General features: G+C 69.2%; 13 protein-coding genes. 8 read left to right on the top strand and 5 right to left on the bottom strand.

What is annotated here, in order from left to right; all coding sequences use genetic code 11:
* Positions 1-75: 75 nt before the first annotated feature.
* Genes FV242_RS15005 through FV242_RS15000 form a run of 3 tightly spaced genes read left to right on the top strand, consistent with a single transcriptional unit; the run spans position 76 to position 5299 of the window.
* Positions 76-2319 carry a hypothetical protein gene (locus FV242_RS15005; RefSeq protein ID WP_187278430.1) on the top strand — a complete coding sequence of 748 codons (2244 nt, stop codon included), beginning with the start codon at positions 76-78 and terminating at the stop codon, positions 2317-2319.
* Positions 2316-3407 (top strand): ATP-binding protein, encoded by a 1092-nt coding sequence (locus tag FV242_RS34565; protein WP_187278429.1) that lies wholly within the window; start codon positions 2316-2318, stop codon positions 3405-3407. Before FV242_RS15005 ends, FV242_RS34565 begins: the two co-directional genes overlap by 4 nt.
* On the top strand, positions 3404-5299 hold the full coding sequence (locus FV242_RS15000) for a TniQ family protein (protein WP_147939466.1): 1896 nt from the start codon (positions 3404-3406) through the stop codon (positions 5297-5299). Before FV242_RS34565 ends, FV242_RS15000 begins: the two co-directional genes overlap by 4 nt.
* 34 nt (positions 5300-5333) lie before the next feature.
* On the opposite strand, the gene FV242_RS14995 is transcribed toward FV242_RS15000, so the two are convergent.
* Positions 5334-5993, bottom strand: a complete 660-nt coding sequence (locus FV242_RS14995; RefSeq protein WP_147939465.1) for a hypothetical protein — start codon at positions 5991-5993, stop codon at positions 5334-5336.
* Positions 5994-6347: 354 nt separating this feature from the next.
* Here FV242_RS14995 and FV242_RS14990 point away from each other — a divergent pair, with 354 nt between their 5' ends.
* Entirely contained in the window at positions 6348-6854 is a 507-nt protein-coding gene (locus FV242_RS14990) for a PRC-barrel domain-containing protein (RefSeq protein ID WP_147907955.1), read from the top strand.
* A 203-nt stretch (positions 6855-7057) separates the two neighbouring features.
* Here FV242_RS14990 and parE read toward each other — a convergent pair whose 3' ends face one another.
* Entirely contained in the window at positions 7058-9118 is a 2061-nt protein-coding gene (gene parE, locus FV242_RS14985) for a DNA topoisomerase IV subunit B (RefSeq protein WP_147939464.1), read from the bottom strand.
* Between the two features lie 168 nt (positions 9119-9286).
* Here parE and FV242_RS35485 point away from each other — a divergent pair, with 168 nt between their 5' ends.
* On the top strand, positions 9287-9652 hold the full coding sequence (locus FV242_RS35485) for a hypothetical protein (protein WP_246692715.1): 366 nt from the start codon (positions 9287-9289) through the stop codon (positions 9650-9652).
* A gap of 46 nt (positions 9653-9698) precedes the next feature.
* Here FV242_RS35485 and topA read toward each other — a convergent pair whose 3' ends face one another.
* From topA to FV242_RS14965, 3 genes are all read right to left on the bottom strand, one after another.
* A complete protein-coding gene (topA, locus tag FV242_RS14975) occupies positions 9699-12386 on the bottom strand; it encodes a type I DNA topoisomerase (RefSeq protein ID WP_147939463.1) in 2688 nt (895 codons plus the stop codon).
* Between the two features lie 405 nt (positions 12387-12791).
* On the bottom strand, positions 12792-13757 hold the full coding sequence (locus FV242_RS14970; RefSeq protein WP_147939462.1) for a molybdopterin-dependent oxidoreductase: 966 nt from the start codon (positions 13755-13757) through the stop codon (positions 12792-12794).
* Positions 13754-14617, bottom strand: a complete 864-nt coding sequence (locus tag FV242_RS14965; RefSeq protein WP_147939485.1) for a cytochrome b/b6 domain-containing protein — start codon at positions 14615-14617, stop codon at positions 13754-13756. Before FV242_RS14965 ends, FV242_RS14970 begins: the two co-directional genes overlap by 4 nt.
* Positions 14618-14809: 192 nt before the next feature.
* On the opposite strand from FV242_RS14965, the gene FV242_RS14960 reads away from it, so the two are divergent.
* The 3 genes from FV242_RS14960 (at position 14810) to coaA (ending at position 17323) form a co-directional block, all read left to right on the top strand.
* Positions 14810-15757, top strand: coding sequence for an aspartate carbamoyltransferase catalytic subunit (locus tag FV242_RS14960; RefSeq protein ID WP_147907951.1), 948 nt, complete (start codon positions 14810-14812; stop codon positions 15755-15757).
* Positions 15758-16013: 256 nt separating this feature from the next.
* Entirely contained in the window at positions 16014-16337 is a 324-nt protein-coding gene (locus FV242_RS14955) for a phosphoribosyl-ATP diphosphatase (protein WP_147907950.1), read from the top strand.
* Positions 16334-17323, top strand: coding sequence for a type I pantothenate kinase (gene coaA, locus FV242_RS14950; RefSeq protein ID WP_147907949.1), 990 nt, complete (start codon positions 16334-16336; stop codon positions 17321-17323). Before FV242_RS14955 ends, coaA begins: the two co-directional genes overlap by 4 nt.
* The last annotated feature ends 34 nt before the right edge of the window (positions 17324-17357 follow it).

The following is a 17357-nucleotide window of genomic DNA, read 5'->3' as shown; positions in this document are numbered from 1 at the left end:
ATCGGAACGCCAACTCTAGGCGGGAAGGTGACGTCAGTCGACGCCTTCCCGCCGAAGTGGCGATGGAGCTCATTCATGTCCATTCAACCATACAAGCTCGGACGTCACGACCGGGTAACCATCGACGGCGTGCATTTCCAGCCTGCGGGCAGGAAGGGACGCGTCAATCTACTGCGCCAGGTCGTCAACGACGCCGTGCTGGACACGATCCTCAAGCCGCTCAGCGACGAGGAGTTCACGCACCTCAACGCCAGCAAGCTCATCCGCATCGAGGAGGGCTACTACTCCCTGGCCTACCAGCTTCTCCGCAAGCGCGCGGACGGCACCGACCTCTCGGACCTGTCCGACCTGACGGACGAGCAACTGCGCACCATCGCCTGGAAGGTCGAGTGGTGCACCCGGTTCCGGCACGCCCAGAAGGGGCTCGCCGGCCACGAGGTTCGCAGGAACAAGACCCCCGACGACCTCGCGGCCTTCATCGCCGGCGAGCGGGAGGCGATGCACCAGTGGTTCGTCGATACCTTCGGCAAGGCGCGCCCGCCCGGCAAGAACATCCCCGGCCTTCGTCGCAAGCCCTACGACTATCCCAGCTCGACCACGCTGCGCGGATGGCTCGCGCTCCTCGACGCCGGCGACCACGAGCCCGGCGTGTTCCGCCCCCGATACGACAAGTGCGGCAACCGCCATCAGCTCGACCCCAGGGTCCGCGGCATCGTCGAGAAGCACGTCCGGGGATACGCCACGGGCGCGCGCCTCAAGCCTGCCGACGTCTACGGCAGGGTCGAGGCCGACCTCCTCATCCTCAATCGCTCGCTCACCCCGGAAAGCCAGGCCTCGGTCAGCGAGCCGGCCATCCGGCGACGGATCAAGAAGCTGCAGCCCATCCTCGTCGACATGGCCCATCTCGGCGAGAAGCGCGCAGGACTGAAGTACGCGCCGGTGGGCAAGGGACTCGACTCCCTCGACGGCCTGACGCAGCTGGAGCGCATGGACCGCGTCGAGATGGACGACTGGGAGATGGATCTCTTCGTCGTCCTGAGGAACAAGACGGTCCGCTCCGGACTCGGCCGGAAGGCGAAGGACGAGGCGCGACGCCTCCTGAAGAACCGCGTCACGGTCCGGTGCACGGTCACCGTCGCCATCGACGTCGTGACCAAGTGCGTCGTCGGCCTGCACGTGACCCCGTTCGCACCGTCCGCCGCAGGGTCGAGGTCCGCGCTCCGCAGCATCGTCGTCGACAAGAACCCGCTGGCGCGGCTCGCCGGCGCCAAGAGCGACTGGCCGATGACGGCCCGGCCGCTGGAAGTGGCCACCGACGGCGGACCGGCGTTCCGCGGCGACTTCCATACCTGCCTCGGCAAGATGCGGGTCGAGCACCGCCTCCCCGGCGGCGACCCGCGCTCGCGGGGAACCATCGAATCGTTCTTCAGGAACCTGAAGACCCTGTGCCGGATGTTCACCGGCCAGTGCTTCTCGAACGTGGTGGAACGGGGCGAGTACCAGTCGCAGGAACTGGCCAGCCTCCTCGCCGAGGACGTCCACCTCCGCCTCGTCCGGTACCTCGTCGACATCTACCACCACACGCCCCATTCCGGGCTCGGCGGCATGCGGCCCTACGAGGCGTGGAGGCTGGCCAAGAACGAGCTCGACCCGCCGCCGGACGACGTCAACCGGCACCTCGCCTTCGGCCTGGCGGTTCCCAACCGGATGCTCGCCGCCGACGGCGTCACCTACATCCATACGCCCTACAAGCACCCCGACATGGGAACGCTGCGGGCCCTGATCGGCGAAAGGCGCTTCGGCATCGTCACCGATCCGAACGACATGGGCAGCATCCTGGTGCGGGTCCCGCCCGACGCCAGGTCGCACTTCCCCGGGGCCGGCGCCTACCTCGTGTTCAGGGCGCCCGATCTCGATGGCGTCCCCCTGTCGGAATACCTGCGCGAGAACCGGGCCATGCTCCGCTTCGCCAAGCAGGAACGCCTGGCCGGCAATCCCTTCAGGCTCACCGCGATCCGGGACCTGATGAAGGAGGCCGACGACGCCCGCCGCCGCGCAGGCGTCCCGTCCGACGTCGTCTCGGAGGACCAGCTCAACCGGATGCTGAAGTTCGTCGAGCGCAAGGGCGAGCAGGTGACCTCCGCGCGCCCGGCACCCTCCGGACCCGCCACGAGCGGCGACGACGCCCCCGACCGGTTCGGCATCTCCATCGCCACGCCGCCAGGCGGACGCCGGCCGACCCGCCAGGTCATCGAGATCGTCCCCGGTGCCGAGGACCTGACCGATCCCACCGACGACGAACTCGGAGACCTCGAATGACCTACGACGCCCCACTCGCCGACACGGCCTTCCCCGACGCCCTCATGGACGACGACGAGGCCTACCTGCGCTCCCTCCGGGGGGACATGCCCATGAAGAGCCAGGACGTCATGGCCCGCATGGACAAGGTGTACTCCGTCTACGTCGAATGGCGTCGCGACAAGATCCTCAAGGAGGCATTCGACACCTTCATGGAGGACACCCTCGCGACCCGGGACGGTCAGCGGAAGGAGGCCAACATCTTCTTCGTCACCGGCGAGAGCGGTGCGGGCAAGACCGAGGCGGTCGCACGCGTGCTGGGGCGTCATCCCTCGCTCCAGCCGCGCAAGGCCTCCTTCGGCGTCATCCGTCCCTACGTCTCCATCAAGCTGGCGGGATACATCCTGCCCCGGATCGCGGCCGTGCAGATCATCGCCGCCTCCGGCCACCCCGTGAACGCCAAGACGGGGCAAGGCGATGCATGGAGCGCCATGCCCGCCGCCCTCAGGAAGCGGCGCGTCGTGCTCGTTCACATCGACGAGGTCCAGCACCTTATCGGCGGCGGCGGCGGCGGCGACGGCGGCGGCTCGACCGACGACGGCCAGCAACTGGCCGACGCCATCAAGGGCGTGTCCATCTCCACGCCCTGGCCCATCGCCTTCGTCCTCTCGGGACTGCCCGGCATCAAGGTCCTGGCGCAGAAGGACGAGCAGTTCGAGCGCCGCAGCCGATGGGTGCATTTTCCCGACGTGAACATCGACACGCAGCGAGAGCTGGTGACCAATATCCTCGTGAAGCTCTCGGAAGCGGCCGGCCTCGGCCTCGGTGCGATGACGGAAACCGACATGCCGGAGCGCATCGCGCACGCGGCCAACAACCGGTACGGCCGGATCTGCCAACTCGTCGCCGCGGCCATCCACCAGGCGCTCCGCGCCAAGAAGACCCAGACGGAACTGCTGCGCGGCCACTTCGCCCTTGCCTACGCCAACAGCTCCCGTGCCCGCGACGACAACCGGATGAACATCTTCATGGTGGACGCCTGGCAAGGCCTCGAACCGGGGGCCTTCCTCGATGCCGAGAAGCGCAAGGGCGAGGAAGCCGACGCATGACGGACGGGATGGACATCACCCCGCTCGAATGGTGCCGGCCACCCAAGCCCCGGGAGCCCGCCGGAGGGTACGCGTCGAGGCTGGCCGCCCTGAACCGCATCGAGCTTTGGGAACTGGCGTCCGCCTACGGTCTCTCGGCGCAGGCGATCAATGCCGGCCACGACACGGCGGTACGGGCCGTGGCGCGGTTCGCAGGACTCGACCATGACCAGGAAGGGGCGATGGACAGGGCCACCCCACGCCTCCGTGGACGCCTGGATGCGGAGCTTTCCGGCCAGAGGCTCGTCCATGGCGGCATCCACACGAGGTTCTTCCGGTACTGCCCCCACTGCCTCGCGGCGGATCTCGAAACCGGTCCTTCCGATATCCCGGTGGCGGCACGTCCCTGGCTCCGCCTCGAATGGCTCGTCGAACAGGTCCGCTCCTGTCCGGAGCACGGTGTCTTCCTGGAGCAGAGCAATCGCACCGAGCCCGGGCAGGTCCTGGATTTCGCCCGAACGGTTTCCACCGAGATCCTGCCTCACCTCGCCCGCCTGAGGTCGGAGTCCGTTCCCGCAAGTCCCAACTTGTTCGAGGACTGGGTGATGCGTCGCCTGACATCCCGGGACGGCGCTGCGTCATGGCTCGACGCCATGCCCGTGCATGCCGCCATCTCCACCTGCGAGGGCCTCGGCGTCTCCGCCATCCACGATGCAGGTGTGTCGATGCGGAGGCTCACCCTCAAGGACTGGTCCGACATCTCCCTGGAAGGGTTCCGCATCGCGTCCGGCGGCAGGGAGAACGTGGATGCTTTGCTCGGCGGCCTGGTAGAGAAGGCCCGGGCGCGCGGTCGCGTCGGGTTGAGGGAGACCTACGGCTACCTGATCCTGAGCCTCGGGCGCAGCGTGACGGACCCGGCCTTCACGCCCATCAGGGACGCGGTGAGGGAGCACGCGTTCGCCCACCTTCCCCTGGAAGCCGGGATCCAGGTGCTGGGCGAGACCTTGGACCGGAAGCGCGTGCACACCGTGTTCTCGGCAGCGGTGGCGTCCAACACGACGTGGCCGACCATGAGGAAGATGATGGCGCGCCATGGCCTCGGACCGTCGCCCGACCCGGCGGAGGCCAAGGGTCGCTCACGCGCCGCGGTCGACGTCGACGGGATTTCCAGCCTGATCGCGGATCATGCCGGATTGATCGGCAGTACCGAGGTGCTGGCGCGCATCGGCATCACCCGGAAGCATCTCCTCGAACTCGTCGCCCGAGGGCTCGTCCCGACCCTAGCCGGTCCCGACAAGGCCGCCCGTGCCAAGAACCGCTTCCGCCCGGCGGACATCGACGCGTTCATGGAAAGCCTCTTCGCCGGGGCGGTGGAGGTCGAGGTCCCGAACGCCCGCCAGGTCCCGCTCGGCGCGGCACGGGCAAGCGCAGCCGCGAGCATCGGCGACCTGTTCGACGCCGTCGTCGGCGGACGCCTGGCCTGGAAGGGCCGCTTGCGCGGAGGACGCCGCTTCACCGACCTGCTCGTGGATGCGGACGAGGTCATGCGCCTGATGCGGACCAAGGCGCCGAAGGCCGGGCTCCAGAAGAACGAGGTCGAGTCGGTCGTCCCGGGATTGCGGAAGGAGGTCGTGGTCGCCCTCATCGCGACGGGGCAACTGTCCGTGGCGGAGGAGTTCTGCCCACGGAACCGCCGGCGCATCCCGGTCGTCACCCGCGAGAGCGTGGATGCCTTCCGGGACAGGTACGTGACCGTCGCCGAGGTGGGCAAGGTCATGGATGTCCCGTCGCGCATGGCGCTGCGCATCCTCAGGCAGGCCGGGCGGAAGGCCGCCTTCGACGTCGACACCGCGAAGGCCTGGATCTTCGCGCGCTCCGACGTCCTCGGCCCCGGCTGGCCGGGCATCGCCTGACCGTCGGGGCGCCGACGATGCCGGTCGGACCCGACTACATCATGCCGGGGGCGGTCGGCATGAAGTCGGCCCAGGTGCCGTCGTCGACCGAGAACTGCGTCCGGCCGAGCGCCATGGCGATGTGGCAGGCGATGACCAGGCGGGTGCGCGTCTCGTGGTCGGCTTCGGCGACGTTGTCCGCGTTGAGCGGCTCGTCACCCGAGATGACGTGCCGGAGATACGCCAGGCGGCCCTCGGCCTGCTCGACCGTGTAGCCCTCTCGGGCGAGCTTCGCCCGGGTGTCCGGAAGGTCGTCGGGGTCGACCGGGATCTCGATGTCGTCGATCACGAAGTACAGCATCGGGCTGTCGTTCCCGGCCACGGGCACCTTCTCGCGCTCGACGCAGAGGGACAGCTGCCTGATGGCGCTCTCCAGCGCTTCACGCCGCGTCTTGACGGGGACCGCATTGCCCATGAGCGCGGGCACGCCGAACGGAAGGTTCTTGAACGCCAAGTCGGCATTCCAGCCCCGGGCGACCTCGTAGACGTGGACGCCAGCCACGTTGGAGATCCGCCAGTGCGGGGATGAGGTCGCCGACTGCATCGTCACGTGGTGCTCGACCGCCTCGCTCGCATCGACGAGCCGGCCCTTCAGGGCATCGAGAAGGGTGGCCGCGCGTCGCCGGTTGGGCCTGCTTCCGTGATCGTAGTCCATCGGTCCATCCTCGCACGACGCCCCGGGGCGCCCGCTCGAATGTCATCCCGAGGCTTGCAAGCCACAAACCGAGGCCCTCGGTTTTGCCGCATCACGCCGATGGGGAAACGGAACTCTGGCTCTGCAATGACCAGAACTATGCGACGAAAACCGCGGTCTCCCTCCGAGGAGAAAACACAACTTTGAGACGCGGTGCAGGCGCCATCGTGACCCGGGGCCCGGCCGCAAGGTCGGGCCCTTCTGCGTTTCAGGACCACCGAGGCCCGGTGCGACAGGGGCGACAGGAACACCCGTCGCCGCCGGCGCCTTTCACGGTCGGCGCCCGGATGGCTCGGCCGCGCCGGAGCGATCCCGATGCGCAAGATCCGACTGATCACGTCCCGTCTGCTGCTGCCGCTGACTGTCCTGTCCCTGTCCGGACTCCCGGCTCCGGCTCAGGATGCCAGCGTGATCGGCACCAAGACGGTGCTGCCCGGGACCGGGCCGGGCACCTCCACCAGCGGGGAGGGCGGCGGCCGGCTGATGACGGCGGCCAGCGCCGAGGCCGCGGCCAGGCGCCAGGGCCTCAAGCCGGCGGCGTTCCTGGCCTCCAAGATGATCGGCGTGACGGTCCGCAACGCGGCCGGCGACAATGTCGGCACCATCGACGACCTGCTGATCGCCGATGGCGGTGCCCTGAAGGCGGTCGTGCTGGATGTCGGCGGCCCGCTGGGCCTCGGCAGCAAACGGATCGCCGTGGAGCCCGGCGCCCTCGTGCTGCGTCCGGGCGGGGAGCGGTTCTCGGCCGTTCTCAACATGAGCACCGACACCGTCGCGGCCGCCCAGCCCTTCGATCCGGCCAAGGCCATGGCGTCGGAGTAGCCTCGCCGGCAATCGCTTGACGCGGACGCGATCCAGGCGCTTCGACCCGAAAGCGGTCTGCAAGTCCGTCAGTGCGACCGTCGCGAAGCAACCCAGTGTCGCGCGCGATCCCCAGGTATCGCGACCCCCAGGTGTCGCGTTTCCCCGAATCGCTTCGCTGCGGCCACGCTGACGAAGCGTCGTTTTACGGCCGCCGTGTCGCCTCAGATATCCAGATCGACCCCGTCGGCGAAGGCGGCGCGCTCGCTGATGAAGGCGAAGCGGGCTTCGGGCTTGTTGCCCATCAGGCGCTCCACCGTATCGCCGGTGGATTCCCGGGCCTCCTCGAGGATCGCGACGCGCAGGAGCGTGCGCTTCTTCGGATCCATGGTGGTGTCCTTGAGCTGGGCCGGCATCATCTCGCCCAGGCCCTTGAAGCGCCCGATCTCGACCTTGCCGCTCTTGAACACCGTTTTGGTGATCCGCTCCCGGTCGGCGTCGTCCCGCGCATACACGACCTTCGAGCCCTGCTGCAGCCGGTAGAGCGGCGGGATCGCCAGGTAGAGGTGGCCGCGATCGATCAGCTTCGGCATCTGCCGGTAGAAGAACGTGATCAGCAGCGATGCGATGTGGGCGCCGTCCACGTCGGCGTCCGTCATGATGATCACCTTGTCGTAGCGCAGGTCCGCCTCACGGAAGGCCGCGCCGGTGCCGCAGCCGAGTGCCAGGGTGAGGTCCGAGATCAGCTGGTTGGCCCCGAGCTTGTCCCGGGAGGCCGAGGCGACGTTGAGGATCTTGCCGCGCAGGGGCAGGATCGCCTGGGTCGTCCGGTCCCGGGCCTGCTTGGCCGAGCCGCCGGCGGAATCGCCCTCGACGATGAAGATCTCGGAGTTGGCCGTTCCGGCGGCCGAGCAGTCGGCCAGCTTGCCGGGCAGGCGCAGCTTGCGGGTCGCGCTCTTGCGGGCGACCTCCTTCTCCTGGCGCCGGCGCAACCGCTCCTCGGCCCGGTCGATCACCCAGTCCAGCAGCTTGTTGGCCTGGGCCGGGGAGGCCGCCAGCCAATGGTCGAAGGCGTCCCGCACCGCCGTCTCGACGATCCGCTGCGCCTCGACGGTGGCCAGCTTGTCCTTGGTCTGGCCCTGGAATTCCGGCTCGCGGATGAACACCGACATCATCGACGCGCAGGTCGCCATGACGTCGTCGGTGGTCACGGCCGTCATGCGCTTGGCCTGGTTCACGCGCTCGGCGTGCTCGCGCAGGCCCCGCAGCAGCGCGACCCGCAGGCCGGCCTCGTGGGTGCCGCCCTCCGGCGTCGGGATGGTGTTGCAGTAGGAATGCGAGAAGCCGTCCTCGGCGACCATCCAGGCCACCGCCCATTCGAGCGAGCCGTGGGAGCCGGGCTTGGTCACCTTGCCGGTGAACATCGCGTCGGTGACCAGGTCCTTGCCCTCGATGTCCCGGGCCAGGTAGTCGCGCAACCCGTCCGGGAACCGGTGCACCGCCTCGGCCGGTACGCCCTCCAGCCCTTCGAGCAGGGCGGGGGCGCAGCGCCAGCGGATCTCGACGCCGCCGAACAGGTAGGCCTTGGAGCGCGCCATCTTGAACAGGCGGCGCGGGTCGAACTTCAGGGAGCCGAAGATCTCGGCATCGGGGTGGAACCGCACCCGGGTGCCGCGCCGGTTCTGGACTCGTCCGACGAGTTCGAGGGCCCCCTGCGCGTGGCCGCGCGAAAAGGTCTGGCGGTAGAGGGTCTGGTTGCGGGCGACCTCGACTTCGAGGAGGTCGGACAGGGCGTTCACCACCGAGATGCCGACGCCGTGCAGGCCGCCGGAGGTCTCGTAGACCTTCGAGTCGAACTTACCGCCCGCATGCAGCGTCGTCATGATGACTTCAAGCGCCGATTTGCCGGGGAATTTCGGGTGCGGGTCCACCGGGATGCCGCGGCCGTTATCGGTGATCACCAGGGAGCCGGATTCCTCCAGCTCGACCTCGATGAAGCTGGCATGGCCGGCCACCGCCTCGTCCATGGAATTGTCGATCACCTCGGCGAAGAGGTGGTGCAGCGCCCGCTCGTCGGTGCCGCCGATATACATGCCGGGCCGGCGCCGGACCGGCTCCAGGCCCTCCAGCACCTCGATGTCGGAAGCCGTGTAGCCGGCCTCCGGCTCGGCCGCCGCGATGGCCGGGACCGAGGCCGATTTCGCCAGCCGCCGCCGCGGCTCCGCCGGACGCGGGGCAGGGGGCTTGCCGCCAGGCCCGAACAGGTCGCGCGCCGGATCGCTCACGCGCGGCCTCCGCGCGCGCGGCGCGTCGGCCGGCTCGGCGTCGGGCGGACGGGCCTTTGGCGATCGGACCTGGGATCGTGCAGCATGCGCCTTCATCCCCGCATGATAGCGGAACAAAACAGAAACATCCAGAGGGTCCGGTGCGTCGCCGGACCGCCCCACCATCGCATGCTGCGCCGCCGCGAGCGAGGGCCGCGGCCGGCGCGGCGCGAAGGCGCCGTCATCGCCACGTTGCACAATCGTGGGTTAACGGTTTCTCCGCCGCCGCCCGGATCGGAACCGGGCGGCTCCGACCGCGTTCTGTCGGAAAAGAACTTGGCCGTGGTCCGGGAGCCGCCGTCGATGAGCAACGCCGCGATCGAGGCCCGCCGCCTCACCCTGATCCGCTTCGAGCGAGCCGCCGGCACCGTATTCGGGTGCGAGGACGATGCGCCCTCGGTCGTTCCGCAGGCCCGCATCCTCGTGAACGGCCTGACCATCGCGTTGGCGACCGTCGCGACCGCGTTGGCGGCCACGATCACCTACCTGGCCTGAACGCGACGAACTGCGACGCTTTCTTCGCGGTTAGCGGGTCCGGCGCTCAGCCGGCCCCGGATTTCTTCGCCGTCGTCTTCTTGGCCGCTGGCTTCTTCGCGGCCGTCTTCTTCACCGCCGGCTTCTTCTCGCCCGCCGCCGCGCGCGCCGGCGCCTTCCGGGCCGAGCTGCGCTTGGCCGGCTTGCCGCCGCCCGACGCCCGCTTGGCGTTCACCAGCGCGATCCCCTCATCGAGGGTCAGCGCCTCGGAATTCATCGTCTTCGGCAGCGTCGCGTTGACTTCGCCATCGGTGACGTAGGGGCCGTACTTGCCGGCCTTGACCACGAGGTCCCGCCCACTCGTCTCGTCCTTGCCGAGCGGGCGGCCCGGATCCGCGGCAGCCCGGCCGCGGCCACCGCCCTGCTCCTTGGCGACGATCAGGTCGATGGCGCGGTTGGCGCCGATCTCCAGCACGTCGTCGTCCTTGCCGAGGTTGGCGTACATCTTCCCGTGCTGCACGTACGGACCGAACCGGCCGAGATTGGCCAGGATCGGTTCGCCGGTCTCGGGGTGGCGCGCCACCTCGCGGGGCAGCGCCAGCAGCGCCAGGGCCTTGTCGAGGCCGACCTCGGACGGCGAGAGCCCCTTGGGCAGCGACGAGCGCTTCGGCTTCGCGGCGTCCTTCTCGGTGGAGGCTTCGCCGAGCTGCACGAACGGCCCGAAACGCCCGTCCCGGATCGTCACCGGCATCCCGGTCACCGGATCGTCGCCCAGCACCCGGACGCCCGGCTGGCCACCCTCGCCCGAGGAGCCGTCGCCGTCGCCGTCGATCCCCGAGGCCGAGAGCTGACGGGTGTACTTGCACTCCGGATAGTTCGAGCAGCCGATGAAGGCGCCGAACTTGCCGAGCTTCAACGAGAGCTGGCCGGTGCCGCAGACCGTGCAGGTTCGCGGGTTCGCGCCGTCGCCCCTGTCGGGGAAGATGTGCGGACCGAGAAGGCCGTTGAGCGCCTCCAGCACGTCGGTGACGCGCAGCTCCTTGGTCTCCCCGATCGCCGCGGAGAAGTCCTTCCAGAAGTCGCGCAGCACCGCCCGCCAGTCGATCTCGGCGTTGGAGACCCGGTCGAGCTGGCCTTCGAGGTCGGCCGTGAAATCGTACTCGACATAGCGCCGGAAGAAGCTCTCCAGGAAGCCGGTGACGAGGCGTCCCTTGTCCTCCGGCTGCAGCCGCTTCTTCTCGATCTTGACGTATTCGCGATCCCGCAGGGTTTGGAGAACGGCGGCGTACGTGGACGGCCGGCCGATGCCGAGCTCCTCCATGCGCTTGACCAGGCTCGCCTCGGAATAGCGCGGCGGCGGCTCGGTGAAGTGCTGGGTCGAGGTGATACGCTCACGGGTGAGCGGGTCGCCGGCCTTCATCGGCGGCAGGCGCTTGCTCTCCTCGTCCTCCTCGTCGTCCTTGCCCTCCTGGTAGAGGGCCAGGAAGCCGTCGAACTTCACGACCTGGCCGGTGGCGCGCAGGTCGATCCGGCGCGGGCCGACGCTCGCCGCCACCTCCACGGTGGTGCGCTCCAGCTCAGCCGATTCCATCTGGCTCGCCATCGTGCGGGTCCAGATCAGGTCGTAGAGCTTGGCCTGCTCCGGCTCGAGGTGGCGGGCCACCATCTTGGGCAGGCGGCTCATGTCGGTCGGGCGCACGGCCTCGTGGGCCTCCTGCGCGTTCTTGGCCTTGACGCTGTACTTGCGCGGGACGTCCGGCACGTAGCGGTCGCCGAACTCGGTGCCGATGACCTTGCGGGTGTCCTGGATCGCCTCCGGCGCCATGTCGACGCCGTCGGTCCGCATGTAGGTGATGATGCCGACCGTCTCGCCGCCGACGTCCACGCCCTCGTAGAGGCGCTGCGCGACCCGCATGGTCTGCGCCGGCGCCATCCCGAGCTTTCGCGATGCTTCCTGCTGCAACGTCGAGGTGGTGAAGGGCGGCTGCGGGTGGCGCTTGGCGGGCTTCGCCTCGACGCTCGCAACCTGGAAGCTCGCGAGCTCGAGGTCGCGCTTGAATGCGGCGGCGTCCGCGCCGGTGCCGACGTCGAGCCGCTGGATCCGCTTGCCGTCGGCCCCGACCAGGCGGGCCTCGAAGGTCGCGCCGTCCTTGGTGGTCAGGGTCGCGACGATCGACCAATACTCGCGCGGCTTGAAGCTCTCGATCTCCATCTCGCGCTCGACCACGAGCCGCAGAGCCACGGACTGCACGCGGCCGGCCGAGCGGGCGCCGGGGAGCTTGCGCCACAGCACCGGCGAGAGGTTGAAGCCGACGAGGTAATCGAGCGCTCGGCGCGCCAGGTATGCGTCCACCAGCGCCTGGTCGATCTCGCGCGGCTTGCGCATCGCCGCCTCGACCGAGGCCTTGGTGATGGCGTTGAAGGTGACGCGCTCGACCGGGATGCCCTTGAGCGCCTTTCGGGCGTTCAGCGCCTCCAGGACGTGCCAGGAGATCGCCTCGCCCTCGCGATCCGGGTCGGTCGCCAGGATCAGCTTGTCCGCGCCCTTGCAGGCCTTGGCGATCTCGCTGACGCGGCTGGCGCCGCGGTCCGCGAGTTCCCAGACCATGTGAAAATCCTGCTCGGGATCGACCGAGCCGTCCTTGGCCGGCAGGTCGCGGATGTGCCCGAAGGAGGCGATCACCTCATAGTCGCGGCCAAGATACTTATTGATCGTCTTGGCTTTGGCCGGCGACTCGACGACGACGACTTTCATTCAGACCTCTGCCCCTCGACGGGGCCTGGGCGCGACGGACGAATTCTGTTCGAAATTCGCGTGGGACAAGTGCCCGCCGTCGGGCCGGGGCCGCGCGCCGGGGACAAGTGGGTTACGGGGCACGGGTTGTCAAATGGCAACGGTCGCCGAACGGCTCGCCGGGGCTGTCATGCGCGGGGCGCGAATCCGACAGTATTGCGGATCGCCGGCAATCACCGTCGACCTGGCCGGCTTGCCTCATGCCGTCGTGGGACGCCCAGCCAAGCGACCTGCCCAGCCAAGCGACCTGCCCAGCCAAGCGACGCGCCCAGCTAAGCGACCTGCCCAGCGCTACACGCGGGGATCGCGCGCCAGACCGGGTTGCCCCGCCGCGCGCGCACTGACGGCGGGGCGGGCTCGACCTGTTCAGATCCCCGCGTACCACTCGTAGCCGCGATCCTCCCAGTAGCCGCCGCTGCCCTGGCCGAAGCCCGCCAGCGAGTCCACCAGCTCGACCCGCATCACGTACTTGGCCTGCTTGTAGCCGAGCTGGCGCTCGACGCGCAGGCGCAGGGGGGCGCCGTTCGAGACCGGCAGCGGCTTGCCGTTGAGGTCGTAGGCGAGGATCGTCTGCGGGTTGACGGCGTCGAACAGGTCGATGCTCTCGTAGTAGCGGATCGGGGTCCGCTTATCCTCGGGCGCCTCCGGCTCCGGCGCGCCCTGGCCCCAATCGTCCGTGCCTTTGTCGTCCGTGCCTTTGTCGGCCTTGGGCGGAGCACCGCCCCAATCCTCGGCGGCGGCAAGTTGGATCATGCCGTCGCGGACCGAGCCCGGATGCTCGGGGCGCCACAGGGAGGCGCCGTCGCCGCCCTCGAGGCCGCCGCCGGCATATTCCAGCGTGTCGGCGCAATGGAACACGGCGTAGCGCGCCTGCGGCTTCAGGCCGGCCCGGGTGAGCAGCTCGGCCAGCGGCACGCCCGACCATTGGCCGATGCAGCTCCAGCCCTCGACGCAATCGTGGCGGGTGATCTGAGTGCGCGCCGGCAACCCGCGCAGGTCCGCAAGGCTGAGCGACAGCGGCGTCTGCACCAGCCCGTCGACCGTCAGCTTGAAGTCGGCGAATTTCTTGGCCGCCAGGGCGCGAAAATCCCTGTCCGGCGGGTCGATGGTGCCGTTCGGCTTGAACCACGGCGAAATCATCGCGGCCGGATATTCCCGGGCCAGGGTGGCGGGGGACATCAGCAGCCGCTGAACGAACAGGTTGGCATCCTCGCCGACCTTGAGGGTGCGGCGCCCGGTCTCGGTCCCGGCGAAGCGGTCGCAGCCGCCGAGCAGGACGGTCCCCGCCAATCCGGCGCCGGCGGTGAGCAGCTTGCGGCGGTGCAGGATCATCGCGCGGTCTCCTTCTCGGGACGGCCGAGGCTGAACCAGCCGGTGAGCATGCCGCGCATGTTGTTGACGAGGCCGGAGACCAGAACGAGGAGCACGTGTACGACGACGAACAGCACCAGCAGCCCGGCGGCGATGAAGTGGATGCTGCGCGCCGATTGCCGGCCGCCGAACAGCTCCGGCAGCCAGGGCCAGGCGGCGTCGACACCGGGCGACATGGCGAGCCCCGCCAGCACCATGGCGGGCAGGAGGCCCAGCACCACGACGAGGTAGGTCAGCTTCTGGATCACGTTGTAACGCTTGGCCTCCTCGCCTTCGGGGAAGCGTAAGAGCAGGTGCTCCTTCACGGAGCCGGCGAAGTCGCGGATCTGGTCGCCGTCCGGGATCAGGCGGCGGCGGAGCTGGCCGCTGAACAGCCCGTAGAGCAGATAGACCGCGCCGTTGATCACCAGGAGCCACGCGAACAGGAAATGCCAGCGCCGCCCGGTGGCGAGGTCCTGATCGGCCGGAAGGGTCGCCCAGGCCGGGAAGGCCCGGTCCACCGCGGTGCCGCCCTCCCGGGACAGGCCGAGCACCCCGGTCGTGTCGAAGCTGTGCGATCCGACCGTCACCACACCGCGATTCGTGCCGTCGCGTCCCTGCTCGCTGGTGATCGCCAGGGCCGGATCGTCGAAGGTCGAGACCGCCCCCCAGTACAGCGCCGGGTGGGCGTTGAAGATCTGCAGGCCGCTCATCAGCAGCACCAGCAGCACCCCCGCGTTGACCCAATGCGCCACCCGGATCACCGCGGGGTGCCGGTAGAACCAGCGCCGCCCGGAGGCGTCGACGGTCTCCGGGGCTTCGAGCGCCGGGGCGGCGTCCAGAGTATCGGTTCTCAAGCGTGCGTCTCGCGAGGCGATGGCGGCGCGGATGCCGCGCGATCCGGCTGATACGTGGCGCGGGCGCCGAAGTTACCAGCCGGTGAAAAAAGGCCGCCGGCACAGGCCATGAAAAGGGCCGCAGGCGCTCGTCCGCCTTGCCGGAACGACCGGCCGGACCTACACCCCGGTCTCATCATGACGAGCCCCGCGCCCCCGGCCTTCCCGCACCGGCATCTCCTCGGCATCGAGGGCCTGACCCGCCCCGACATCGAGGGGCTGCTCGACGCCGCCGACGCCGCCGTCGACATCTCGCGGCAGGTGGAGAAGAAGCGCACGACCCTGCGGGGCCGCACGCAGATCAACCTGTTCTTCGAGCCCTCCACCCGGACGCAGTCGTCGTTCGAACTCGCCGGCAAGCGACTCGGCGCCGACGTGATGAACATGTCGGTGGCCTCGTCCTCGGTGAAGAAGGGCGAGACCCTGATCGACACCGCGGCGACGCTGAACGCCATGCGGCCGGACATCATCGTGGTGCGCCACGAATCGGCCGGTGCGGTGCATCTGCTCGCCCGCAAGGTCGATTGCGCGGTGGTGAATGCCGGCGACGGGGCGCACGAGCATCCGACCCAGGCGCTGCTCGACGCGCTGACGATCCGCCGCAACAAGGGCCGGATCGAAGGGCTTCAGGTCGCGATCTGCGGCGACGTCCTGCACTCGCGGGTGGCGCGCTCGAACATCATCCTGCTGCAGGCGATGGGCGCCCGGGTCCGCCTGATCGCGCCCTCGACGCTGCTGCCCGCGGGAATCGAGCGGTTCGGCGTCGAGACCTTCACGGACATGCGCAAGGGCCTGGACGGCTGCGACATCGTGATGATGCTGCGCCTCCAGCGCGAGCGCATGAACGGCTCGTTCGTGCCCTCCGTGAAAGAGTATTTCCGGTACTTCGGCCTGGACGGCGAGAAGCTGGCGCTCGCCAAACCGGACGCCCTGGTGATGCATCCGGGTCCGATGAACCGCGGGGTCGAGATCTCCTCGGAGATCGCAGACGGCGCGCAGTCCTTGATCCGCGAGCAGGTCGAGATGGGGGTGGCGGTGCGCATGGCCGTGCTGGAATCGCTGGCCCGGCACCTGCCGAACGGCTGAGCACCGTCCCCGGATCGATTTCGACCCCGCATAAGCCCGACAAAGCCGGGGCGCTTTCACCCGCGCGGCTTGATCGCCGGGCGGCTGCAGCGCAGTTTCCTGCCGAATACGGCCTCGGCCGGACCTTCAAGCATCATCCCGAGCGGCGGTTGCCGGCTTTCGGGGAACGATGATGCACCATCAAACGCTGGCGCATCGTACCGGATCGGATATCCAGGACGTTGCTCTACAGACGACCTCACATGCAGATCGCGTCATGACCGCCTACACGCTCGACGACCTCGCCAAGCTCGTCGCGAGCCGCGCCGGGACCGACCCGGAGACCTCCTACACGGCCAAGCTCCTGTCGGAAGGCCCAGCGAAGGCGGCGAAGAAGCTCGGCGAGGAGGCCGTGGAGGCGGCCATCGCGGCCGTGCAGGGCGACAAGACCGGCCTCCGGAACGAGGCCGCGGACGTTCTCTACCACCTGGTTGTTCTGCTCCGCGCCGGCGGCGTCGAGCTCGACGCCGTGATGGCGGAGCTGGAACGCCGCACCGCCCAGAGCGGGATCGCCGAGAAGGCCGCGAGGCAGCCCGCGTGAACGCGGCCGCGCTGCCGGGCTCCGTCGAGGCGATCCTCGACGGATCGGATCGGCTCTCGCCGTATCGCCGGTTCAGCCGCGAGGAATGGGCGCAGCTGCGCGCCGACACGCCGCTGACCCTGAAGGCCGAGGACATCGAGCGGCTGCAGTCGATCAACGACCCGATCTCGGTCGAGGAGGTGGTGGCGATCTACCTGCCGCTGTCGCGGCTGCTCTCGCTCTACGTCGCGGCGACGCAGGGGCTGTTCAAGGCGACGCAGCGCTTCCTGCTGGCCGAGCGCGAGACCAAGGCCCCCTACATCATCGGCCTGGCCGGATCGGTGGCGGTGGGCAAGTCGACCACCGCCCGCATCCTGGCCGCGCTGCTGGCCCGCTGGCCCAACACCCCGAAGGTCGACCTCGTCACCACCGACGGCTTCCTGCTCCCCAACGCCGCGCTCACCGCCAACGGCATCATGGAGCGCAAGGGGTTCCCGGAGAGCTACGACACCGCCTCGCTGCTGCGCTTCCTCCACGACGTGAAGGCCGGGCACAAGCGCGTGACCGCACCGCTCTACTCCCACTTGGTCTACGACCGGGTGCCGGGGGAGGAGCGGGTGGTCGAGAGCCCCGACATCCTGATCGTCGAGGGCCTGAACGTGCTCCAGCCCGCCCGCCTGCCGCGGGACGGCACCGCGATCCCGTTCGTCTCCGACTTCTTCGACTTCTCGATCTATCTCGACGGCCACGAGGACGACCTGCACCGCTGGTACGTCACCCGGTTCATGAAGCTGCGCCAGACCGCGTTCCGGGACCCGCGCTCGTACTTCCGGAAATACGCCGAGGTGCCGGAGACCGAGGCGCTGGACATCGCCGACCGGCTCTGGACCACGATCAACCTGCCGAACCTGCGCGAGAACATCTTACCGACCCGACAGCGGGCGAGCCTGATCCTGACCAAGGGCGCGAGCCACCGGATCGAGAGCGTGGCGCTGCGGCGGCTGTAGGTCCAGTCCGGGCATCCAACCCAACGCCCTCATC

It is taken from the genome of Methylobacterium sp. WL64, assembly GCF_008039945.1.
Classification (GTDB): domain Bacteria; phylum Pseudomonadota; class Alphaproteobacteria; order Rhizobiales; family Beijerinckiaceae; genus Methylobacterium.
This window is presented reverse-complemented; position numbering and strand designations above follow the sequence as displayed.

What these genes read in the sequence shown, in the direction of transcription:
- FV242_RS15005 (WP_187278430.1), top strand. Translation starts at nt 76, where the DNA reads ATGTCCATTCAACCATACAAGCTCGGACGTCACGACCGGGTAACCATC.
- FV242_RS34565 (WP_187278429.1), top strand. Translation starts at nt 2,316, where the DNA reads ATGACCTACGACGCCCCACTCGCCGACACGGCCTTCCCCGACGCCCTC.
- FV242_RS15000 (WP_147939466.1), top strand. Translation starts at nt 3,404, where the DNA reads ATGACGGACGGGATGGACATCACCCCGCTCGAATGGTGCCGGCCACCC.
- FV242_RS14995 (WP_147939465.1), bottom strand. Translation starts at nt 5,993, where the DNA reads ATGGACTACGATCACGGAAGCAGGCCCAACCGGCGACGCGCGGCCACC.
- FV242_RS14990 (WP_147907955.1), top strand. Translation starts at nt 6,348, where the DNA reads ATGCGCAAGATCCGACTGATCACGTCCCGTCTGCTGCTGCCGCTGACT.
- FV242_RS35485 (WP_246692715.1), top strand. Translation starts at nt 9,287, where the DNA reads ATGCTGCGCCGCCGCGAGCGAGGGCCGCGGCCGGCGCGGCGCGAAGGC.
- topA (WP_147939463.1), bottom strand. Translation starts at nt 12,386, where the DNA reads ATGAAAGTCGTCGTCGTCGAGTCGCCGGCCAAAGCCAAGACGATCAAT.
- FV242_RS14970 (WP_147939462.1), bottom strand. Translation starts at nt 13,757, where the DNA reads ATGATCCTGCACCGCCGCAAGCTGCTCACCGCCGGCGCCGGATTGGCG.
- FV242_RS14960 (WP_147907951.1), top strand. Translation starts at nt 14,810, where the DNA reads ATGACGAGCCCCGCGCCCCCGGCCTTCCCGCACCGGCATCTCCTCGGC.
- FV242_RS14955 (WP_147907950.1), top strand. Translation starts at nt 16,014, where the DNA reads ATGACCGCCTACACGCTCGACGACCTCGCCAAGCTCGTCGCGAGCCGC.